This window comes from Clostridium sp. SM-530-WT-3G, from assembly GCF_012843905.1.
Taxonomy (GTDB): domain Bacteria; phylum Bacillota; class Clostridia; order Clostridiales; family Clostridiaceae; genus Clostridium.
In genome coordinates this window covers 1-19,529 of sequence record NZ_JABAGC010000023.1, presented here as the reverse complement: position 1 = coordinate 19,529, position 19,529 = coordinate 1, and the positions used below count along the sequence as shown (strand labels likewise).

14 protein-coding genes are annotated in these 19,529 nt (G+C 27.8%); 13 read left to right on the top strand and 1 reads right to left on the bottom strand.

From position 1 onward, the window contains the following. The first annotated feature begins 6 nt into the window (after positions 1 to 6). The 3 genes from HF850_RS09435 (at position 7) to HF850_RS09425 (ending at position 6,168) form a co-directional block, all read left to right on the top strand. Positions 7 to 3,048, top strand: a complete 3,042-nt coding sequence (locus HF850_RS09435) for an ATP-binding protein (protein ID WP_169105190.1) — start codon at positions 7 to 9, stop codon at positions 3,046 to 3,048. Beyond that, positions 3,041 to 5,719, top strand: a complete 2,679-nt coding sequence (locus HF850_RS09430) for a DUF3962 domain-containing protein (RefSeq protein ID WP_169105189.1) — start codon at positions 3,041 to 3,043, stop codon at positions 5,717 to 5,719. Before HF850_RS09435 ends, HF850_RS09430 begins: the two co-directional genes overlap by 8 nt. Positions 5,720 to 5,874: 155 nt before the next feature. Continuing rightward, positions 5,875 to 6,168, top strand: coding sequence for a hypothetical protein (locus tag HF850_RS09425; protein WP_169105188.1), 294 nt, complete (start codon positions 5,875 to 5,877; stop codon positions 6,166 to 6,168). On the opposite strand, the gene HF850_RS09420 is transcribed toward HF850_RS09425, so the two are convergent. Next, entirely contained in the window at positions 6,165 to 8,207 is a 2,043-nt protein-coding gene (locus tag HF850_RS09420) for an SEC-C metal-binding domain-containing protein (protein ID WP_169105187.1), read from the bottom strand. The genes HF850_RS09425 and HF850_RS09420 overlap by 4 nt on opposite strands. A gap of 302 nt (positions 8,208 to 8,509) precedes the next feature. Here HF850_RS09420 and HF850_RS09415 point away from each other — a divergent pair, with 302 nt between their 5' ends. From HF850_RS09415 to HF850_RS16040, 10 genes are all read left to right on the top strand, one after another. Then, a complete protein-coding gene (locus tag HF850_RS09415; protein WP_169105186.1) occupies positions 8,510 to 8,761 on the top strand; it encodes a hypothetical protein in 252 nt (83 codons plus the stop codon). 15 nt (positions 8,762 to 8,776) lie between these two features. Further along, on the top strand, positions 8,777 to 9,274 hold the full coding sequence (locus tag HF850_RS09410; protein WP_169105220.1) for an NUDIX domain-containing protein: 498 nt from the start codon (positions 8,777 to 8,779) through the stop codon (positions 9,272 to 9,274). A gap of 165 nt (positions 9,275 to 9,439) precedes the next feature. Further along, positions 9,440 to 11,023 (top strand): family 20 glycosylhydrolase, encoded by a 1,584-nt coding sequence (locus tag HF850_RS09405; protein ID WP_169105185.1) that lies wholly within the window; start codon positions 9,440 to 9,442, stop codon positions 11,021 to 11,023. 319 nt (positions 11,024 to 11,342) lie between these two features. Beyond that, a complete protein-coding gene (locus tag HF850_RS09400; RefSeq protein ID WP_169105184.1) occupies positions 11,343 to 11,732 on the top strand; it encodes a hypothetical protein in 390 nt (129 codons plus the stop codon). Positions 11,733 to 11,879: 147 nt separating this feature from the next. After that, positions 11,880 to 12,320, top strand: coding sequence for a hypothetical protein (locus HF850_RS09395; RefSeq protein ID WP_169105183.1), 441 nt, complete (start codon positions 11,880 to 11,882; stop codon positions 12,318 to 12,320). Positions 12,321 to 12,347: 27 nt separating this feature from the next. Beyond that, the gene (locus tag HF850_RS09390; protein ID WP_169105182.1) at positions 12,348 to 13,133 is read left to right on the top strand and encodes an EFR1 family ferrodoxin; all 786 of its coding nucleotides are present in this window, start codon (positions 12,348 to 12,350) and stop codon (positions 13,131 to 13,133) included. Continuing rightward, complete coding sequence (locus HF850_RS09385) at positions 13,123 to 13,671, top strand: hypothetical protein (protein ID WP_169105181.1); 549 nt, start codon at positions 13,123 to 13,125, stop codon at positions 13,669 to 13,671. Before HF850_RS09390 ends, HF850_RS09385 begins: the two co-directional genes overlap by 11 nt. A gap of 188 nt (positions 13,672 to 13,859) precedes the next feature. Next, on the top strand, positions 13,860 to 16,040 hold the full coding sequence (locus HF850_RS09380; protein ID WP_169105180.1) for an AAA family ATPase: 2,181 nt from the start codon (positions 13,860 to 13,862) through the stop codon (positions 16,038 to 16,040). 32 nt (positions 16,041 to 16,072) lie between these two features. After that, the gene (locus HF850_RS09375) at positions 16,073 to 18,373 is read left to right on the top strand and encodes a hypothetical protein (RefSeq protein WP_169105179.1); all 2,301 of its coding nucleotides are present in this window, start codon (positions 16,073 to 16,075) and stop codon (positions 18,371 to 18,373) included. Between the two features lie 645 nt (positions 18,374 to 19,018). Further along, complete coding sequence (locus HF850_RS16040; protein ID WP_279285838.1) at positions 19,019 to 19,150, top strand: hypothetical protein; 132 nt, start codon at positions 19,019 to 19,021, stop codon at positions 19,148 to 19,150. Positions 19,151 to 19,529 lie beyond the last annotated feature (379 nt).

Genomic DNA, 19,529 nt, shown 5'->3' with positions numbered 1-19,529 from the left:
GAAGTTATGACACTTGAAAATTTAAAGTATTACAATGAAAATTTTATATATTATGAAGATATTAAGTTAGAAAAATATGAAAGAATTGAACTGCTTATATATCTGGTAAATATCAGTGAATTAAAAATTGACATAGATAATTACTATTTACTTTTAGGGGGCAGAGGATTAATAACATTACATAATTTTAGCAGGTTAGATTATTTTATTCAAAATGCGCGAATTCTTCTTAAAACTTTAAATCAAAAGAAAGTATATCTTGATGAAATTAAAGAATATGAGAATAATCAGGATAGTGATTTTGAAAATCTATATTGTAGAGATGGAAATAGATTTATAAAGAGAGAGAATGTTTCTAAAAATACATATAAGAGAGAAGAATTATATATTAAATTATTATCATTAAAGATAATTTTTAAATCTATAGAAAATAAATATGCATTAAGAGATGATAAAAGATACGGAATTATAATAGATGGGAAAGCAATTGAAATCAAGAAATATATAGAAAATTTACCTGAAAGTTTAACCATAAAAGAGAGAAAGAAAATATCCAAGATTAATATAACTATAGATGATTTAATTAAGGAAGCAGCAGAGCTAGATAAAATATTATCACCTGAAAAGCCGTACAGAGAAAAAATTATCCGTGAAAATATATTTAAAATATTACAGAATAGTAAATATGAAGATGTTGATAGGATAACTATAAATCAGCTGACCAATATTGTAGGTCAGGTTGGTGCAGGTAAAACTACATTTATAGATGCATTATTAAAGTATCTATCTAAAAAATGTAAAAAAATTATATTAATTCAGCCGACAGTCAACAAGGTTCTGGAAAAAAGTGAAGAACTGAAAAAAGCATCAATAAACGCTACAGCTGTTATAGGAGAAACTTTATGGGCAAAGCATATAGAAAAAGCCAGAGATGGCATGGAATTTTTAAAAGATTCTGATTCTAAAATATTATTATCAGGTTGCATATTGGGAGGGTTAATTGATGAACATGATATTGCTATTGAATATGGAAAAGAACCCTGTAAAAGTATTTATAGATATTATGAAAAGGGGATATATAAAAATACTTTAAATCAAAAAGAAAGCTATAAATGCCCTTGTTATTATAAATGTCCAAGAACACAAAGGCAGAAAGATATTTTAGATGCAGATGTTATTGTCACTACTACTCCTGCATTAATCAACATGTCTATTGGAGTAAGTGGTGTAACTTTGTTTCAATATGCATTAGAAAATATAGATTTAATTATTGTTGATGAAGCTGAAAGCGAGCTAGTAAAAGTTGATACAGGTTTTTCTCCTATAATCTCTTATAATGACTATATAAATCATAATGGCAATATCAGTAGTGATTATTATGGTAAAAGCTTAATTGAAAGAATAGATAAATCAGAAGAGGATAAAAGAGTTTTTCTATCTTTATTTGCAGCTTCAGAAAGAGTATTTGCTAAAATTCACTTACTATTAAGGGATGAAAAGCAGGGAATTCCTAAATCAGATTTAAAAAGACCTTTTACAGGAAATATGCTTATAAATATGTGTAAAATTAAAGGATTACTGCCACTAGATATCTGCAATGACTTAAATCGTATTAGTGATATTAGATCGAAGAAGCGATACAAAATAATTTTAGATTATGTTTCAGATATAAAGAATAAAAAGAATTTAATTGAAAGTTTCGAAGAATTTGAATGGGGAACAGATGATGAGCTTACCAAAGTTCAGGTCAATATAATTATATTTATATTAAATGTATTAGCATTCGAAGATACATATAGAAAAATTTCTAACCTAGTAGAAGGAAATTTTGATCTACCTTTATCAACAAAGGAAATTGTAAGTCAAAGGTTCGAATTCCAACAAAGGTACATTCCAGTTTCGCCAATGGGAAATATATTTGCATTACAGTATAAACAGTATGAAAACACTGGAGAAGCAGACCTTTATATAGTTAAGCAGTTTGCAATGGGAAGATCCATGTATTTAAGATTTCCATGGCTTAAGGTAGATGAAGATGGAAATCAATTAGGTCCTAATGTATTGCTTTTATCTGGTTCAAGTTTTGCACCTGATTCATTTGCAAATCATATTAATGAACCTGTCAATTATATTATCGAGGCTGAACAATATAAACGTAATTTTATTTCAAATTCAAAGTTTGAGTTCATAGATACTGGAATTAGCGTTTCTGGTTCAGGTGATGAAAGGTATGAGAATTTAAGAAGACTTATAAACGAGTGTAAGGAACTGATATTAGATAAATTAGATTTTGGTGATAATATTTTAATGATAGTTAACAGTTATAAAGATGTTGAGAGTGCTAAAGACCAATTAAAAAAGATTTTAGAAGATACTCCTTATAAGAAGTCAATATCATATTTAGTTTCAGATAGTGAATCAGAAGATTCTGAAAAAATTAGGCAAAGTAATGTAAATAATTTTAATAAGAGGAAAGATAGAATATTAGTAGCTCCAGCAATATTAATAGAAAGAGGTCATAATATAGTTGATAAAAAAGGTAATTCTGCTTTTGATGTCATTATGTTTATGACAAGGCCTATGAATAATCCCAATGACTTTAAAAGTCATGTTCCAAAAGTGAATGGGCATATAATGAGTAAGTATATGGATTTAAATTATAAATTTGATACAAATGTTTTATATGATATGAGAAAAGATGCTTATGAACTTTATTATTACCTAGATAATAGTCCTTATGGATTAAGTAGTCTACGAGCTGAATTAAAGAATGATATTATAAGCACATTATTTGTTATGATACTTCAGATATTTGGTAGATTATGTAGAATAGGAGATGAAAAAGATATTAAAATGAAATCTCCAGAAGTATATTTCTTAGACTCATCATTTAAAGCTACTAAAACAAGCAGGTTTGATTTTTTAAATGAACTTGTGAATTACTTAGATAAAATAATAAATCAGTCTGATGAGAAGGGAGAAGTAGCTAAAACTTTATATGAACCATTTTATATTGCGTTAAAAAGGGGGAAAAATATTTATGTCTAAAGAAGAAAAAGTAATTTATCCAATGACTATAGAATTGAATAAAACAATAAAACATAATGTATATTATTTAAAGCTTCCAAGTGAAATTAAGGAAAAATGGATTGAGCTTGAAAGGTGTGCAACAAATAAGCAGCTTTATAACCTACCTACAGTTTCTCTGCAAAATATACTAGTTAATTCATTAGAGGGAGTTATTGGCTTAAATACAGTATCTGAGTATTCTGATGATTCAAAATGGCTGATTTGTTTTGAAGAAATAGATATGGATATATTGATATCTTATTTTAAAATATGGATAGATGAATTTTATGTAAAGGGCTCTATTGGAAAACAGGATAAGAAAAGAAAAAATGGAGAAGATGAAAGAGTTAGTAAGCTAGCTGATGAACTAAAAAAGTTAATATCTAGTGAAAAATTTGAAGGACTTAAAAAAGAAGAAAAAGTCTTATTTGAGGATGGTAAGGCAATAGATAAGGACAGCTTTTCTATCTTACCCCAAATAATAATTGATTCATTGAAAGGTAAAAGTATTAATATACACGGTAGGGAAGCAAAGCTTCTGTATTGTGATAAAAATGAAATGATAACAGACACTAATGTTTTCTGTAACAAAGACGATTACTATTCTTTTGTAATAAAACTTACAGTACAAACACTACCTCCTTTTAACAAGGCATATTTAAATGTTGACCTTTCTGTGAGAAGATGGATATGCAGAAATAAAGATGCTGAAGGGAAAAATTATATTGGTAATAATAAAAACTGCTATATAAGAACAAGCGAAAATATAATGCAGATAATAAAAACACAATATAGTTCTATACAAAAATGTAATGTATGGAATTCTATAGATGAAAGATGCTTTAATGAATGTAAACAACTAGGAAAACTGCCTGATTTTGTGGATGTTTTAAAATCACCAGCAGAATATAATAGTGGTGCAGTAAATGATATATTAATACCTTATCAGGAGGGCTTAAGCAACATAGAAACTTCAGTAAAAAATGGTGTCTCTTTTAATGATAGAGATGATATTATGAAATTTCTTAAGAAATACCTATCAGCCACATATGGTATTAATTCAAATCTAATGGCTTCACAGATAAAAAAGAAAATAAGAAAGAGCAAATGTGATTTTATAGAAACAGATACAATTGAAAATGTAGATGAAGAAATTATATATAAAAGCAAATACTTTTCAGAACAATTACATAAAGCTCTTGATGGAAAGGCCGCTAATTTTGAAATATATGCAGAAAAGGATTTACAACAGGATTTAATCAGATATATTAAAGCATATTTAGGAGATTCATCAGAGCATAAAATTAAAGTATGTGAATATGAAGATCTTTTTTCAGAATTGCCAATAATAGAAAACAGCAGTAAAGAAGATAATCTAATAGGCTATGAGATTAGAGTAGATGAGATTAAAGAAGAATTAAAAAATGTATCAGAACCTACAGTAGCAGTGATAGCAATTCATGATGCAGACTATTATAAATATAAGTACAAAAATTTTAAAGGTAATAAAAATTATGACAAGAATAAATCTGAAATAAATATAGATCCTAAAGAAGCGATTAGAACTGGATTTGCGTTGACTGGAAGACTGACACAATTTATAACAATAGAAAAATATGAGCAATCAGCTGATGAGATAGAAAAAGCAAAAGAGAGCTATATTCGTAATAAATTAAAATATGAAGAAAAAAAAGCTGAAGACCCATCAATTATAAGGCCTTATAATAAACCTCCAAAAACAATAAATGTAAATAAAGCTATAAATGGTGCTGTATTAGATGCATTTCGCCAGTTAGGAGTAGTATATGACTGTTCAGCTATTAAGGCTATGAAAGGTAAGAAAATAATGGGAATCAGCATATGCAATTATAAAACAACTAGATATGGATACATTAAGCCTTTTCCGATAATAGTTACTTATGATATTGACGCTTCTAAAATAATGGTATATTGTGATTTACTTGATAAGGTGGAAGTTCCTTATTGGAAGGCTATACTTGGCTTATCAAAACTTTCAGTTGATAAGCATATATCTGATTTAAATAAGACAATTTCATCTACTACGATTTATAGGAGATTAAATAGAGTATTAGAGAAAAAAGAAAAGCATACAATCGTAATTGTTGAGGCTAATGGAGTAACGAGAAAATTTATTAAAGGAATAACAAATTCAGAATTAGATAAATCTGAAAAAAACGAATTTAATCAAGTTACAAAATTATTAATAAATGATGATAAGTATTTAGAATTAGATGCATCTAAAAGTAGCATTGATGTTGTTAGAATAAGAGTTAATGAAGAGGTTCCAGACTATATCCATGATGATTTGAATAGTAAATATCAAGACACTTCTGGATTATTTAATTTGGAAGAAGTATATTATTCTATTGATTCTAGACCTAAAAGTGAAGAGAAGACATATAAAAAGTCTGAAAGTAAAGCGATAAAGGCTGGAAGGTATAGCCATAGAAATATCGTGGAGATATATCCACTTTTTACGTCTAATGATATTGAAGATTTTGGAGCAAGTAAAATGAATTCAATAGAAATTACTAATTTAATGAGAGCTATATCAATACAGTTTACTGCACAAATGACAATTTTACCACTCCCATTACACTTGGCTAAAAAGATGGAGGAATACCTATAAAAAATAATAAAAGCTAAAAGTAGCGTTGCCAAAAGTGGCAACGCTTTATTTGGTTTTAAGGAATAAAAATAAAATTTTTTAATAGAATTTAACGAGTGTAGAAATGAACATATATCTAATATTGTTATATTAAAGCTTTTTATAAGGAGGAGCAGATGAATTTAATAAAAGAAGATTTTTATTGTGGAGCATTTTTATCATATCTGCTTAATAATAAAATAGTTCCAGTATTATTTATCTTTATTTGTGGACAATTAAATTTATCACAAAGCAAAGTAGCAGTAGTACCTATGGATATAGTATCTAAGTGTATAAGTCTAGATTATGAAAACAACTGCGAAAATCAAACTATAAAGATAAGTTTAATTAAGAGAAGCCGAAATTTTGAGATTTATAGTATGAATAAGGAGCTACGCACTTTAGTGCGACAGCCCCATATAATCAATTAAAATAATTCAATTACCTTACCACAGCAATTTTTATATTTCTTTCCACTTCCACAAGGACACAATTCATTTCTTCCTATTTTTTTATTTACAACATCATCTTCTTGTTTTGGTGCGTTCTGTTGATTTATGGATGCTCCTTTAAACTTCCATAGTGGAATGTTTTTTAAGAATGTGCCAAATAATTGTTCTACGCTGAATCTTTCAGCTTCTGTCATATCAAAGTCAAAGCCTGAAAGCACATCATTAAGAATTTCGTTAATGTTTCTTGTTTGAACATCTAATGCTAACATATTCATGTTATATATAGCATCTTCTTTTTTCACAACAAACATTTCTGTGAGTTCTCTTAAAAATTTCTTTCCTAAATTGCTTTTTTCTAAATAATTAGGAGCTGACATAGAAATAAGTTCGTCTTTGCTTATATATGAGTAATCAAGATTCTTATCTATTTCTGATAATAAATTTTCATAGTTATCTATATTTGAATTAACAAATAGCTTTATTTCATCGTCACCAAAAAGGTTTTTATCTTGTTCAATTACTTTATATTCATCAAAATAATACTCTTCGTTGTCTTTTAGCATGTAAATAACATTTATTTCATCAAAATCATTTATATATCTTTTTAACAGCATTAGAGTATTATCATAGCCTAATATTCCATAAGCTTTTATCATTCCTCTAAATAGATTAATAACTTCAGTATTATTTTTAATTTTATTTCTAACCTCAAGGTTATTCATTTTTTTAAATATTTCTTGTATTAGGTGAGGCATAATACACGCTGGTTTTTGGTCATGTATAACAGGAAAAAGAAAACCTTTTTCTATAAGAAACATATAATTGCTAATATATTCTTCTATATCAGTTATAAGGCCTTTATTTTTTATGCACTTTTGCAGTTTTTTATATTTATCTTCATCCAGGTTGTATATTTCATTTTTTATGTATACTGGATATACTTCAAGTAACTTTTTTATGTATGTATTTTTGTTGGCATTTGATGGTACTTTTATACCAAAACGTTGTGTTAATTGTGCTAATTGAACTTTTGTATATCCATTTAATAGTTTATCTAAATCAAATGAAAATACACCTTTTTCAAACCTTTTTATTACTTCATAGGCAAAGTTATAGAAAGCTTCGTTAAAATCAGATTGGAGCTCTGAGATTTTTTCTTGTAAAAAATCATTTATGTCATCTTCTGTAATATGACCATTACAAGAATCAGCATAACTCAATAGGTCATTTAGCAAATCATCATCTGCATCATTTTCATATAATCCATCAGTCCCAAAATCATATTCTTCATCTTCAAATAATTGAGGCTTATTTCTGCTGACCTTATATTTATTATTGTTTCCTGGCATATATGGCAGTTCAGCATCTTTGTCGCCTACATAACCACATACTCCATCTCTTGGTGAATTAAAATAATCTCCATATAATTCTTCAATTTCATCTTCATCTACATTTTGAGCGCACTTTTCACATAGAAAATCACCAGTTGTATAGCGGTAGTATTCAGCTTTATTTTTACATTTGCTGCAAGTACAATCATTCTCATTATTTCGAGCAAGTATCTCAATTTGACTATGTTTTTTGCTTACTTTAATTTTATCTACAACTTCTAAAGTAAGATAAGTAGTATCTCCAAAGTCATATTCATATTCAAACTTCTCTCCAATAGATAGAACTTCTTTTAATTTAACGTTCATTTGATATAAATCATTACTATTATCATCATATTTTATTCCATCTATATGAAATGAACTTAAGTGCCCACAACATTCAACCCACACATCTCTTATAAACTTATCTAAATGCTGCAATTGTAGATTTTCATCTATAGATAAATAAATACAATATGTACTTTTATCATATCTAGGTTTAATAGATATAATGAATTGATTTCTAGTAGCTTTAGTAGTATTTAATTCATCATCTATTTTTTCTTTTATAGCTGGGCAATTTTTTATATGTCTTTTTACTGTTCTTTCTGTCAAATCTTTTTGACAATAATAACATTTACCTTTCAATATTAAAATCTCCTTTAAATCCGTTAATATTTTTAAAATAAATTATAACTTATTAGAGCAAATATTAAAACCTATTTTATAACATTCTTTTGTAAAAACAATAAGAAATGATAAATGAAAGAGGGCGTTAACATTTACGGAATAGTATATGAATGATTATTTCAAATGGATGTTTTATGGTGTAAGTTCGCCAAACCAAATTAAAATTTGGGGGCTCACTTATAGTACAAAAATTGATATAATGTTATAATTTAGAAAGAGGGTGGTGATTTTGGTTAATTGGTTTTAAGTGAGGTGAAAATATGGATTTGACTTTTAAAAAAGCAGATGTAGAGGATTGTGAAATATTAATTGATATAAACAATAAGGCTTATTATGATGATTATATAATATATGGGGTATGTCCAGGATATAATATATCTATAGAAAAGATGAGAAGTTCGATTGAAGATAAGAATATAGAAAAGTATCTGATTTATATACAGGACAAACTTGTTGGTGTAGTTTCAATTAAATATGAAGGAGATAATAATTCTATGAGGCTTTTGAAATAGAAAGGTAGATGATTAATTACGAAAGGTGATATTTTATTTAAGGAAAATGATTTTATATTTTCATACCGCGTAGGTGGAATATTAATTAACAATAATAAAATATTGTTACAAAAGCAGGTGGGTGATGAGGGATATGCGATTCCAGGAGGACATGTTGTATATAAGGAAACTACTGAAGAAACATTGATAAGAGAATTTAAAGAAGAATTGAATGCAGATATAAAAATCAGAAATCTAACTGCAATAGGGGAAATATTTTTTCCTTGGGATAATAAGCCATGTCAACAGATTTGTTTATACTATAATATTGAGTTTAATGAATCTAATCAAATACAACTAGAGGATGGTTTTAGAGGTTTTGATGAAGCAGGAGATGAAAGATTTGATTTGGAATACTTCTGGATTCCATTAGAGAAGTTAAGTGAGATTGAAATATATCCTAAGGAGTTAGTTCCCCATATTTTGAGTGGTAGTAATAATATATTTCATTTTGTGAGTAGACAATTTTTGTAATTATATATTTAGAAGCAATATGGAATTGAAGAGGAAATGTAAATATATATATTCTAATGGTATGAGTAAGTTTAAAGAATTGGGGAAAGCTAATACTCGGTAACTGTATTTTTATTTTAATAATGCAGTTTATATAATTATCTGTATTAGTAGGATGGTGAACTTATGAAGATTAGGAAAAACAGGATGAAGGCTGTTATTTTGCTTATGATATCCCTATTATCCATGCTGAATTATTTTTTAAAATCCACAAAAACATATGCAAAAGACTTAAAATTAAATACATACAATAATATTATTCCAAAGCCTTTAACATATGAAGAGAAAGAGGGAAAGTTTACAGTAAATAATAATACTGTGCTTTATGTTAAGGGAAAGAATGAAAGTGAGATTGCTGAAATATCTAAAATAGCAGATTATATTAATGAAAAATTAAGTGTACCTACAGGATTTAAATTGAAGGTAGATAAAAATAGCACGGTAAAGGATAACGGTATTGTTTTAACTACTGATGGCGGAAAAGAAAGTCAAGGCAATGAAGGATACAGCTTAGTTTCAAATGATAAAAATATAATTATAACTAGTTATAAACCTGAAGGAATTTTCAGAGGAATTCAAACCTTTATTCAGATGCTTCCAGTAGATATTGAAAAGAGCAGTCTTGTTAATAATATAGAGTGGAGCATTCCAGCAGTATTTATAACTGATAAACCAAAGTACGGTTATAGAGGTTTTATGATAGATGTAGCAAGGAATTTCTTTGATATTAATGAAATAAAGCGTCAAATAGATTTTGCGTCCCAGTATAAAATAAATAAGCTACATCTTCATCTTAGTGATGATCAGGGGTGGAGACTTGAAATAAAAAAATATCCTGAGCTTACTCAAGTAGGAGGAAGTACTAAAGTAGGTGGAGGAAAAGGTGGATATTATACGCAGGAGCAGTTTAAAGACTTAGTGAATTATGCTAAAACTAGATACATGGATATAGTACCAGAGTTTGATATGCCAGGTCATAGTAATGCTGCTCTTGCATCTTATGGATTCTTAAATTCTGATAATAAGAAGAAGCCTTTATACACAGGGATTGAAGTGGGATTCAGTTCATTTATGACAGATAGTGAAAAAACCTACGAATTTATTGATGATGTATTTAAAGAGGTTTCAGAGATTTCGCCTTCAAAGTATATTCATATAGGTGGAGATGAAGCATTAAGTACAAAGAAGGAAGATTATGATTATTTTGTAGGAAGGGTAGCTAAGATTGCACAAAAATATGGAAAAACACCTATTGGATGGGACACTATTGACACATCACCAAGTATTGATTCTAGTGTAGTATTAGAAAACTGGAAGGATTCCAATGATGCTGCCAGGGCAAAGAATATGAAAATGGTCATAGCAATAGCTGAAAAAGCATATTTAGATATGAAATATAATGAAGATACACCATATGGACTTGACTGGGCAGGATTTATTCCAATAGAAACAGCTTATAAGTGGGACCCAGAAGATTATGCACCAGAGCAGCTTGTTTTAGGAATAGAATCACCTTTGTGGACAGAAACAATTACTGATGAAAAGCAAATGGACTACATGATATATCCAAGACTTCCAGGGTATGCAGAAATAGGATGGACACCTAAACAATTAAGAAACTGGGATGAGTATAAGGTAAGATTAAAAAATCAAAAAGAGAGATTTGTTAATAAGGGAATCAATTTTTATGATGATAGTAGTGTATTTTAATAAACTAGGAAGCTTCAGTGTATTCTAATGCCATTAATATGTAGCTCTCCATTTTATCCAAAAAATGTATGTCGCAAAGTCACAGATGCAATAAAAAAGGTGACTATAATTATAGTATATGAGAAAAACATTATTAGAATATGACCGTCGCCAAAAGTGGAAATGATATGAAAACGAATAGAAATTAGTTTGATGGAAAGTATATATTTTTGAGTAAAATCAGAAGTATATACTTTTTATTTATATGTGCAAGGATTGATTGAGAATTAATTGTTTGTTATGGTATAATTTGGTGTAAAACGATAAGCAGGAGGGATTTATGAGTAAAAATAATAAAATTATAATTAGTGTGTTAGTAGTGTTTTTAATAATTATTATTAGTGTTTTCAAATTTAGTTTTAGTAGTGAATATAAAATTTCTATTGAGAATAATACTAATAAAACTATTGAAAATTTAGAATTAAAATATCAAGTTGGTAATACTATAAAAACTATTTCACAAATAGAATCAAAAAAATCTAGGAAATATGATATTGATACTAATAGTATTGAAGGTGAAAATTCAATAATCTTAACATACAAAGATAATAAAGGTAATTCCTATGAAGAATTTGTGGTGGGATATTTAGAAAAAGGTTATAGTGGAGAATCTAATGTAGTTATTAATAAAATTGATGATAATGGTAAATTAGAAATAGACGTTAAATAAACTTATTAAATAATACCAATCGAATCATGGAATATATTCACAGATAAACGATTGATAGCTAAAATGTAATTAAACTATCAATCGTTCTCTTTTTTAGTTAGAAAATTTAAAAAAGATAGAGTTAAATTATATATCTAGGAGGATGTTATGGGTGCAAAGGAAAATTTAAAGGTGCCAGGGGGGATTAATGCAACGGATATAAGAGAATATGAAAACATAACTCCTGAGAACCTTATTGAGTTATGCTGTAATATTTTTTTAGTTCAGACAAAGGATGAACAGATTGAAATGTTTAAAAGGCTTCTCATAATTGAGCAGTATAAAAATGAAAAACTGGCTGAAATTTATCATGAAATATTTTATGAAAGACCAATCAGATCACAGAAAAAGATATTTGATCATTTAATTAAAACAGGGATATTTTACGAAGAAGATCCAGAAATATTAGCATTAGAATTCTTTTCCCCTTTCTTTGCAATGAGGCATAGGTATGGAGAGGATTATAATAAGCAAAAAGATGTACTGTCAAAGCATATAAGAAAGTTTATCAAAGATAATGTGATTAGTGATAATGATAAAGTAAAATAATCAATAATAACAATGGGGGTGCTTATTATGATTTTTTATTTTAGTGGAACTGGAAATTCATTGTATATAGCAAAGTTATTAGGAGAGAAGACTGGAGAAAGGGTAATATCCATAGGTGAAGAGGTTACAAAGGGAAATTATACATTTTCTTTAGAACATGATGAAAATGTAGGTTTTGTATATCCTGTACATGCATTTGGACCTCCAAGTATTGTTATTAGATTTATAAAGAAGTTAAATCTTCAAGGATATAATAATAATTACGTATATTCATTATTTAACTGCGCAGGTACATCAGAATATACTGCTAAAATAATGAAAAGTACCTTGGATAAAAGAAAATATTTCTTAAATGGAAGTTTTGATATAAAGATGCCTGGAAATGATCTTATAAGGGTAAACAGAATTCCTAAAGAAAAAAGTGAAGAATATCTGCGAACCTGTGAAAGCAAGGTTGCTCATATTGTAGAAGCTATTAATAGCAAAATAAACAATTACAAAGAAGAAAAACATTCATTTTTTTATTCATATGTAATCCATAAAATCCAAAGATTAGAAAAAACATATCCTCTAGAAATTGATAAAAATAAATGTGTAGGCTGTGGAAAATGCAGCAGAATATGTCCTGTAAATGCAATAACAATTAAGGAGGGTATACCTGTCAGAGATTCAAAAAAATGTGAAGTATGTTTGGGCTGTATAAACTGCTGTCCTAATAATGCAATTAACCTTGGAGGAAAGACAGAAGGGAAGGAGAGATATATACATCCTTCATATACTGGATTTACAAGAGGGAATTGCGATGAAAAATAAGCTGTTTTTAGGGAAAATAAACTTAGATACAATATTTTTTATTATTTTTATATCAGGATTAATCATCATGTATACTAAGCCATTTGGAATACCAGCAATTAAAGAATGCTATGATGGCTTTGTTATGCCAGATATGGAATTTGGATATACTTATGAATTTATAAAAGATATGTTTGATAACCTTGGAGCAGAGGGATTAAGACATTATTCTAATTATTATAATATTGATATGTTTTTTATTGTAGGATTAATTGGAGTACAGTTTTATCTTCTTAGGAAATATAAATCCAATAATAATTTTATAAATAAGTTGTGTGGCGTATTCATAGTAACAAGATGCATATTTGATGTACTGGAGGATTTATCTTTTAAACTTATTATAAAAGGTGTATTCACTTTGGATGAAAGAATAGTAAATATAACATCTGGCTTGACTAAAATGAAATTTGTGTCTATGGGATTATGGGGGATGTTGTTTATAGGGGGAATAGTGATTAGGAAGATAGAATTGAGAAGAGGGAAAAATCAAGGTTTATAGATGGTATTTTACTAGATTAGGTAAAAGTGTGGTTAGGTTACGCTTCGCTTTCACCACAAAACCCACGATGATTTGTATAGGGCTTGAATAGCTGTTTACAGGTGATTGTGGGTTTTTATTGTGAAATAATTCAATAAATTTCCAATATGTACTATAATTAATATAACGAAATAATGGAGGTGAGACATGTGCCATATGAAATGGGTGGAAGAGCAGATAAGAGTGGAAACAGATATGAAATAAAATGTGTAATATATCAAATGCTAAAACTTCTAGAAGAAAAAATATATTCAGTAACGCTAGAAGCACTTGGAGAAGATGAACAAGGAGTAGATATATGGATAGATTACTTAGATGGAAGTCGAGAAGGGCAGCAATGTAAGGGGAGAAATGGAAGTAGCGAAAGTTGGACAATTAGCTCAATGAAAGCACATGATATATTTGTAAACTGGAAAATGCAACTAGATAGAAATGAGAAGAATAAAGTAGCGCTGGTTTCACCATTATCATGTTCCCTAATCATTGATTTGATAAATAGAGCTAATAATACTGATGGAGATTACGAACATTTCTATAATAATCAAATATGTAAATCTCAAAAATTAAAAAAAGCTTATACAGATTATGCTGAAGCAATGGAATTAAATATTGAGGATAAAAAGGATATTATAAAAAGTATTGATTATTTAAAAAGAACTTTTTACAGACAGGAACCAGATTTTCAATTAAAAGAAATTATATTAGATAAAATTCGATATTTATTAATTGGAGACGAATACAGAATTTATGATACCCTTGTGTGTATAATTATTGATGAAGATATTCTAGGTAAACAAATTACAAACACTTTTTTATGTAAACTATTAAGAAGTAAAGATATTAAATTAAAAAATCTTGCTTTAGATAAAAGAATAGCTCCAAGAATAGACGAACTTAATGATGAATTTAGAAAATTTTTTCTCCCAATTAAAGATGGATTAATAGAACGTAAAGAATTTGATTCATGTAGAAAGATTATTGAGTTGGGAGAATCAATGATTATTCATGGAAAAGCAGGTAATGGTAAAAGCGGTTGTACAGAAGCAATATTAAATTATTGTAACAAAAATATCATACCTGTTATTGCGATTAAACTAGACAAGAGGATTCCTATGGGAAGCGCTGAAAAATGGGGACAAGCTTTAGGATTACCAGCGTCACTTGCTCACTGTTTACATAGTATTTCAAAATATGAACAAGCAGTAATTATTCTCGATCAATTGGATGCTTTAAGATGGACTCAAGTACATTCAAGAGATTCTTTATTGGTTTGTGCTGAAGTTATTAATGAGATAATAAAAATAAATAGTGAGAGAAAGAAAAAAATATCTGTAGTTTTTGTATGTAGAACATATGATCTTGAAAATGATAATAATATAAAAGCATTATTTAAATCAGACGAAAAAAGTAATTCAAAAATGTCTTGGAATAAGGTAACTGTAGATGAGTTTGATGACAATACAGTAAAAGAAGTGGTAGGGGATCAGTATCCAGGATTATCTAATAAGTTAAAATGTATTTTAAAGACACCAAGTAACTTATATATTTGGAGTCAATTATCATCAGATAAGGATTACAATGAATGTTCAACTACAAGCCATTTGATTTTAGAATGGTGGACGCAGTTAAAAAGTAATTCTATGGCTGTTGGAGTGAATGAAAATGATGTTATTAATGTTAAAGAAAATTTAGTTCAATTACTAGATAAGATGGGAAGAATAAGCATATCTAAAAGAATTTTAAGAATTAATGAGAATGCATTGTTTTATTTGTCATCAAATGGTTTTTTAATAGTACAAGGTGAGAGTATCTCATTTATCCATCAAAGTATACTAGATTATTTTTTAGCAGAAACAATGATTGATAAATTTTATGGTGGAGAAAATATAGTTAATATTATAGGCGATAAGGAAAAGCAGACACCTAGTAGAAGATATCAAGTACAGATGCTGTTACAGAATCTAGTTGAAATGGATAGCCGTGATTTTATTAATGTTGGTGAACAGATGTTAAAAAGTGATAGTATTAGATATTACATGAAACATGTGTTTTATGAAGTATTAGGACAGGTTTCAAATATAGATGAGCCAATAAGAAGATTTGTTTTAAAAAATTGTGAAGTTAAAGAATACCGTGAATATATATTAAATAATGTTGTTATGAGCCATATCAATTATATTAGTATGTTAAGAGATAATGGCATTCTTGATAAGTGGATACAAGATGAAGATACAAAATATATAGTGTTTAATTTATTGCAAAGCATTAGTCCAAGATTTGATTCTAAAGATATTGTCTTTATTAAGAAGTATGTTTTAAAAATAATATAAATGATGATACGGATGAAATGTTTGATTTACGAATGCAATTATATAAAAAATATCCAGAAATGGCGAATGTGTACTTTAACTTTAAAGAGATGTTCAAAAAATGTGAAATGCGTACAATTAAATTTTTCACTTTTTTATTAAAATATAAAGTAAAAGGTCAAGAAAAAAATATATATAAATATGAAGAAGAATTAGTATATGAAACAGCTGATATTCTGGTGAATTATGGAGGAGAAATAGTAAAAATATTGTTGCCTAATTTACCTTGTGAATCATATGAAGAGATTATTTTTAGTGAATGGTGTAATAGATATGGACATGAAAATAATTTGGAACGTGCTTGTGTACAAATTATAAAGAAAGCTAATGCTGCGATTATTTTAAATAATCCTAAAGAATTTTTTGAAATATATAATCAGTTTATGGGAAAGGGGTTTGCTATTTTTAATGAAATAATATTATCAGCATTACTCAATTTACCTGATAAGTATAGTGATTATGTAATTAATTATTTATGTGAAGATTTTGATAAAAATATTTTTGATATGACTAGTGGAGAAAATAAATTATTATTAGCTAAAGATGTAATAAAAAAACATTCAGTTAGTTGTAGTAATGAAATTTATTTATTGTTGGAAAATAAAATAATACATTATATTTCACCAGATGCTAAAGAAAGATGTCTTCGAAGAATAGAGTATAATAAAAATAATACTGGAGAAAGAGTATATTGGAGCTTTTGGGGGGATTTGCAGGCAGAACTATTACCATGTTTACAAATCAATCGAATGTCTGAAGAAGGAAAAAGATTATTGACTGTATTAAAGAGAAGATTTGATGGTAAATACAGAAGATATGATAATTCATCTGGACATAGTGGCTGGGTAAAATCACCAATTAGTGGAAAGAAATTAAGCAATAAGAATTGGATTAAATTATTAACTAACAAAGAAATTAAGCGTAGGGAAAATCATAATTGGAAAGAGGTACCTGGGGGATTTATTGAAAGTTCTATCGAAGAATTTTCAGGCGATTTTCGCAGTGCAGTAATCTTAGAACCTGAACGAATGATTAAATTAGTACTTGGATGTGAAGAAGAAATTTTGGATGAATATATAGATTCATTATTTAGTGGAATAGCAAGTTATAATGAAGCTAAAGATATATCAACAGAATTATTGGAAGCTTTAATAGAAAAATATCCATGTGACAATAAATCCTGGAGAGCTAGTAGTATATGTAGAATTATTGAAATGAAAAAGGATTCAAAGTGGTCTCAAAGAGTATTAGATATTTTAAAAGATATTTCCATAAATCATATAAACCCTGAGCTTAGAAAGCCAAATATCACCAATAAAGATGATAAGGAAATGCGAACATTTGAAATGTTACAAGATAACTCATTGAATTGTGTAAGAGGTTCAGCTGCATTTGCAATTGGCAAATTACTTTGGGAAGATAAACAACTGTATGTTCAATTTAAAGAAACAATTAACCAACTAACTAAAGATGAAAATCCAGCTGTAAGGTTAGCAAGTTTATCAGCATTATGGCCTACTTATAATATAGAAAGAGATTGGGCTTCTGAAAAAATATTGACTCTATATGAACAAGATTTTCGTTTGGCAGGATTTCATGATTCAAGAAGTATGTTTTTCTTGTTATACGATAAGTATAGAGAGCGTGTTTTAAAAATCATTAATAAGTGTTTTTTATCATCAGATGATCAGTTAATTAAAATGGGTTCGTATAGTTTAGCAGAGATGTTTATAGTAAAAAATGAGTTTTTACATGAAATAAATAATATAGATAGCATTACAGAAAAGCAGGTGAAATCAATATTAGAAATGGTAGCTATCTATTTTGATAAAGATGAATATAACGATATTTGCAAAAAGATAATACTAAAATTTAAAACAAGCGACTTTGATTTAGATTTTCCTATATCAAATTTATTCTATCAGAACAAAATTAATTTAGAAAGAGATAATGAATTTTTAATAGAGATTATGCAATCAAATCTAAGTAATAGAATCGTAATTGCTTTTGTACATTATCTTGAAAAAAATTCAAAATCTATAGTAGATTATAAAGATATAATCTTATCAATGAGTTATCATTTGCTTAGCAATGAGAGTGAACAATTAATAGGGTATTGGGGAATAGAGGATGAAATTTCAAAGTTAATTATAGGATTATATGATGAGACTTCAACATCTTCAGAACCTGAATTAATTGAGGTATCTAAAAAGTGTCTTGATATCTGGGATTTAATGTTTGAGAAACAAATTGGTTCGATTAGAATGCTAAGTAAAAAAATATTTGAGAGATGATAAGCAAATTACAAATGATCATTAAAAAATTCTTTATAAAGTAGCTTAAAATATGTAGTAAAAGTAATTTGCGATAAAAATTCTGTATAAAGAAGATTTGGTGGATTTTAAAGGTCATGCTTCACCTCCACCACAAAACCCACGACCACTTGTAATGTAGCTTGAATAGCTGATTACAGATAGTCGTGTTTTTTTATTGTTATGAGGGGGCGTTACCATCAAACTCTCATGAGTAATTTTTTATTAAATTAAAAAGAATAATATAAGTTGATGAGATTATTAAAGATGTAGATATTATGATATATTTTATTAATAAATTTAAAAATTAGAAAAGACAAGCCGTTATATGCGTCATATCGTTGCTCATTAAGAAAGAAATCAGTAAATAATGAATGTAGGAACACAGAAATTCGTAAGGAATATGTTGAAGAATATGTACCTTGAGAGCTTGAAAGAAAGATTTTTAATGATAAGGAAATAACTTATTTAACAGAGGGAATAAACAATGATCTTAGAAATCAAGAAAAGATTGATAATGGTAAGAAAGCTATATTCTCAAAAGAAATTAATGATATAGAAAGTCAGATAAGTAATATAGTTAATGCTATATCACAAGGATTTGTTCAAGAAGAATTTAAAGATAGGATGGAAGAACTAAAGAAGAGGAGGAAGGTTGAAATTGAGTTTAAACTTTCAGAGATAGAATCAAGAGAAGTGAGTAAAGTAATTACAGAAGCTGATGTAAAAGCATTATTATCAGATTTTGTGGATATATAATAAGTAGAAATATTCCAGAGTGTAAAAAGTTCATAAGAAATTTTGTAAAAGAAGTAATAGTGTATAAAAACCACATTGAAGTAACATTCAATGTGGCTTTTTCTTTGATTAAAAATAAAAAAAGAGAGATTAAAGTTGCAGGTAGTATTAAGAAATATGATCTGTATGAGAGGTATAGTGATAGTTTTTATATAAAGGTCAGTTAAAGATAAATGTTTATAAAATAAAATTCCTATTAAAAAATTAAATGTAATACGGACATCTATAATATATTTAATCTTAAAATTCTACTTAATAAAAATGGCTCAACACCAAAATGTGTTCTTGACAGCATTAAGCTGTCAAGGCACGTTTATTACATTCTAAAAAAATTCTTGCT